We start from the raw sequence: 3772 nt of genomic DNA on the forward strand, positions 1-3772 counted from the left end.
ACAACACCGTCGGCTTCAACGACGACACCCGCGCCTTCTGCTCGATCCCGGCCCGCCACGACGTGGCGCGGCGCATCGACTGCGCCTTCCTGGCCCGTCTGGTCGCCGAGCACCGTATGGACGAGGACGAGGCGGCCGAGCTGGCGGTGGATCTCGCCTACCGGCTCGCCAAGAACGCCTACAAGCTCTGAGAGGACGCCGCACCATGGCCTCGCTGATCATTCGCCTGCATCCCGCGGACAACGTCGTCGTCGCCGGCGTCGACCTGCTGCCCGGCGTGACTCTGCCCGGCTCCGATGTAGCTTGCCGGACCCCGGTCCCGGCCGGCCACAAGGTGGCGGTGCAGGCGATCGCGGCCGGCGAGGCGGTGCGCAAGTACAACCAGGTCATCGGCTTCGCCACCCAGCCCATCGCCGCGGGGGAGCACGTGCACGTGCACAACCTCGGCATGGGCGACAGCTTCGAGCGCGATCACGCCTTCGGCGCCGACGCCAAACCGACGGCGCTGGTACCGGAGGCGGAGCGCGCCACCTTCCAGGGCATCGTCCGCCCGGACGGCCGGGTGGCGACGCGCAACTACATCGGCGTGCTGACCAGCGTGAACTGCTCCGCCACCGCGGCGCGGATGGTCGCCGACGCGTTCCGCGGCGACGCGCTGGCCGCCTTCCCCAACGTCGACGGCGTGGTGGCGCTGACGCACGGCTACGGCTGCGGCATGGGCGCCAAGGGCGACGCCATCGAGGCGCTGCGCCGCACCATCGCCGGCTACGCCCGCCATCCCAACTTCGCTGCCGTGCTGGTCCTCGGCCTGGGCTGCGAGGTCAACCAGGTCGACCACCTCGTCGAGGCGGAGAAGCTGGCGGTCGGCGACCGCCTGCGCACGCTGTCGATCCAGGAGATCGGCGGCACCCCGGCGGCGGTGCGCGAGGGTGTCCGCTGGATCAAGGAGCTGCTGCCGGCGGTCAACGACGTGACCCGCCAGCCGGTCCCGGTCAGCCACCTGACGCTGGCGCTGCAGTGCGGCGGCTCGGACGGCTATTCGGGCATCACCGCCAACCCGGCGCTCGGCTACGCGGTGGACCTGCTGGTGCGCCAGGGCGGCACCGCCGTGCTCTCCGAGACGCCGGAGGTCTACGGCGCCGAGCATCTGCTGACCCGCCGCGCCGTCGGCCCGGAGGTCGGCCGGAAGCTGGTCGACCGCATCGCCTGGTGGGAGGACTACACCACCCGCACCGGCGGCGAGATGAACAACAACCCCTCGCCCGGCAACAAGAAGGGCGGCCTGACCACCATCCTGGAGAAGTCGCTGGGCGCGGTCGCCAAGGCCGGCACCACCAATCTGGTCGAGGTGCTGCGCTACGGCGAGCCGATCACCGCCAAGGGGTTGGTGTTCATGGACACCCCGGGCTACGACCCGGTGTCGGCCACCGGGCAGGTGGCGGGCGGCGCCAACGTGCTGTGCTTCACCACCGGCCGCGGCTCGGTGTTCGGCTGCAAGCCGACGCCCAGCCTGAAGCTGGCGACCAACACGCCGCTGTTCCGCCACATGCCCGACGACATGGACATCGATTGCGGCACCATCGCCACCGGCGACGAAACCATCGAGGAGGTCGGCCGCCGCATCTTCGACCTGATCGTCGAGACTGCATCGGGCCGCAAGAGCAAGAGCGAGGAGCTGGGCTTCGGCTCCGACGAGTTCACACCGTGGCAGATGGGCGCGGTGATGTAAGCGTCGGACGCTTCGAGGGGGAGAGACAGGAGGGCACCGCCGGGCACACCGCCCGCCGGTGCCCTTTCCCTTTCCGGGGGTCGGGGCAGGGGTCGGACCAGTCTGCTGCACTGCGACACTTTGGCATACCCCGTCGTCGCCGCTTGCCCTCCAAGTAATATACTAGTATAACGACCACGCGAATTCAGCGCCGTTGGCGCAGGGGCGAACGACGCGTGCCGCGCCGCCCCATCCCTCCTTGCGGAGACCGCTTCGACATGAGCAGCCAAACCCCGATCCGCCGGACCCGGCAGACGAAGATCGTCGCCACCCTCGGTCCCTCCTCCTCGACACCGGCGATGATCCGGCAGCTGGTGGAGACCGGCGTGGACGTCTTCCGCCTGAACTTCAGCCACGGCAGCCACGCCGACCACGGCGAGCGCGTCAAGGCGATCCGTGCGGTCGAGCGCGACACCGGCCGCCCCATCGCCATCATGGCCGACCTGCAGGGCCCGAAGCTGCGCCTGGGCACCTTCGCCGGCGGCCCGGTGGACCTGACGCCCGGCCAGAGCTTCCGCCTCGACCTGTCCAGGGAGCCCGGCGACGCCGCGCGCGTCGGCATGCCGCATCCGGAGATCTTCGCGGCGCTGGAACCCGAAGCCGAACTGCTGCTCGACGACGGCAAGGTCCGCCTGCGCGTCACCGCCTGCGGCGCCGACTTCGCCGAGACCGTGGTGATCGCCGGCACCCGGCTGTCCGACCGCAAGGGCGTCAACGTGCCCGGCGTCGTGCTGCCGCTGTCACCCTTGACCGCCAAGGACCGCACCGACCTCGCCTTCGCCCTCGACCAGGGGGTGGACTGGGTGGCGCTCAGCTTCGTACAGCGCCCGGAGGACGTCGCCGAGGCGCGCAAGCTGATCGCCGGCCGCGCCGCGCTGCTCTCCAAACTGGAGAAGCCGCAGGCGATCCAGCACCTGGAGCGCATCGTCGAGCTGTCGGACGGCGTCATGGTCGCCCGCGGCGACCTCGGCGTCGAGATGCCGCCGGAGGACGTGCCGTCGATCCAGAAGCGCATCGTGCGCGAGGCGCGCATGGCCGGCAAGCCGGTGATCGTCGCCACGCAGATGCTGGAGTCGATGATCTCCGCCCCGGCGCCGACCCGCGCCGAGGCGTCGGACGTGGCGACCGCCGTGTTCGACGGCGCCGACGCGGTGATGCTGTCGGCCGAGACGGCGTCCGGCGCCTACCCGATCGAGGCGGTGTCGATCATGGACCGCATCGCCCGCCGGGTCGAGCAGGACACGCTCTACCGCGCCATGATGGACGCCCAGCACGCCGACCCCGAGCAGACCGCGGCCGACGCCATCACCGCTGCGGCGCGGCAGGTGGCGCACACCATCAAGGCGGCGGCCATCGTCACCTACACCACCTCGGGCTCGACCACGCTGCGCGCGGCGCGCGAGCGCCCTGAGGTGCCGATCCTCTGCCTGACCGAAAGCAGCGCCGCGGCGCGCCGGCTGATGCTGGCCTACGGCGTCCACGCCGTGCTGACCGAGGACGTGCAGAGCTTCGCCGACATGGTGCACAAGGCGGCGCGCATCGCCTACGCGCACGGCCTCGCCGACGACGGGCAGCGGCTGGTGATCACCGCCGGCGTGCCGTTCGGCATGCCCGGCTCGACCAACGTGCTGCGCATCGCCTGGGTCGAGCGGCCGAGCCAGCCCGGCCCCGGCGCCCGCTCCGAGCACGCCGCCATCGACGCCCGCGCCGCCATGGCCGACGCCGACTGACCCGTTTTCCGACCGCGCCGCCCCCGCTGACGGGGCGCCGGCGCTTTCTCGAAGGTGAAAAGCAATGGACACGCTGTTTCGGGAAGAGCTTGCCGCTCCGGCCAAGGCCGCCCTCGACCCCTGGCGCGGCTTCGCGCCGGGCGTGTGGCGGAGCGAGGTGAACGTCCGCGACTTCATCGTGCGCAACGTGAGCCCCTACGAGGGCGACCGCGCCTTCCTGGCCGGCGCCACCGGCAAGACCAAGGCGCTGTGGGACACCGTCGCCGCCCTGCTC

Annotated in this window: 3 protein-coding genes and 1 pseudogene; all 4 read left to right on the top strand. The window is 71.6% G+C overall.

The genetic code is table 11. From position 1 onward, the window contains the following. Positions 1-191, top strand: a pseudogene (locus TSO221_RS33460) (glucuronate isomerase); the annotation flags it as partial. Between the two features lie 14 nt (positions 192-205). Then, on the top strand, positions 206-1729 hold the full coding sequence (locus TSO221_RS33465) for an altronate dehydratase family protein (protein WP_109122787.1): 1524 nt from the start codon (positions 206-208) through the stop codon (positions 1727-1729). A 257-nt stretch (positions 1730-1986) separates the two neighbouring features. Then, positions 1987-3498 carry a pyruvate kinase gene (pyk, locus tag TSO221_RS33470; protein WP_109122788.1) on the top strand — a complete coding sequence of 504 codons (1512 nt, stop codon included), beginning with the start codon at positions 1987-1989 and terminating at the stop codon, positions 3496-3498. Positions 3499-3562: 64 nt separating this feature from the next. Then, a partial coding sequence (locus TSO221_RS33475; protein WP_146208993.1) for a hypothetical protein occupies positions 3563-3772 on the top strand: 210 nt, incomplete at its 3' end.

This window comes from Azospirillum sp. TSO22-1 (assembly GCF_003116015.1).
Classification (GTDB): domain Bacteria; phylum Pseudomonadota; class Alphaproteobacteria; order Azospirillales; family Azospirillaceae; genus Azospirillum.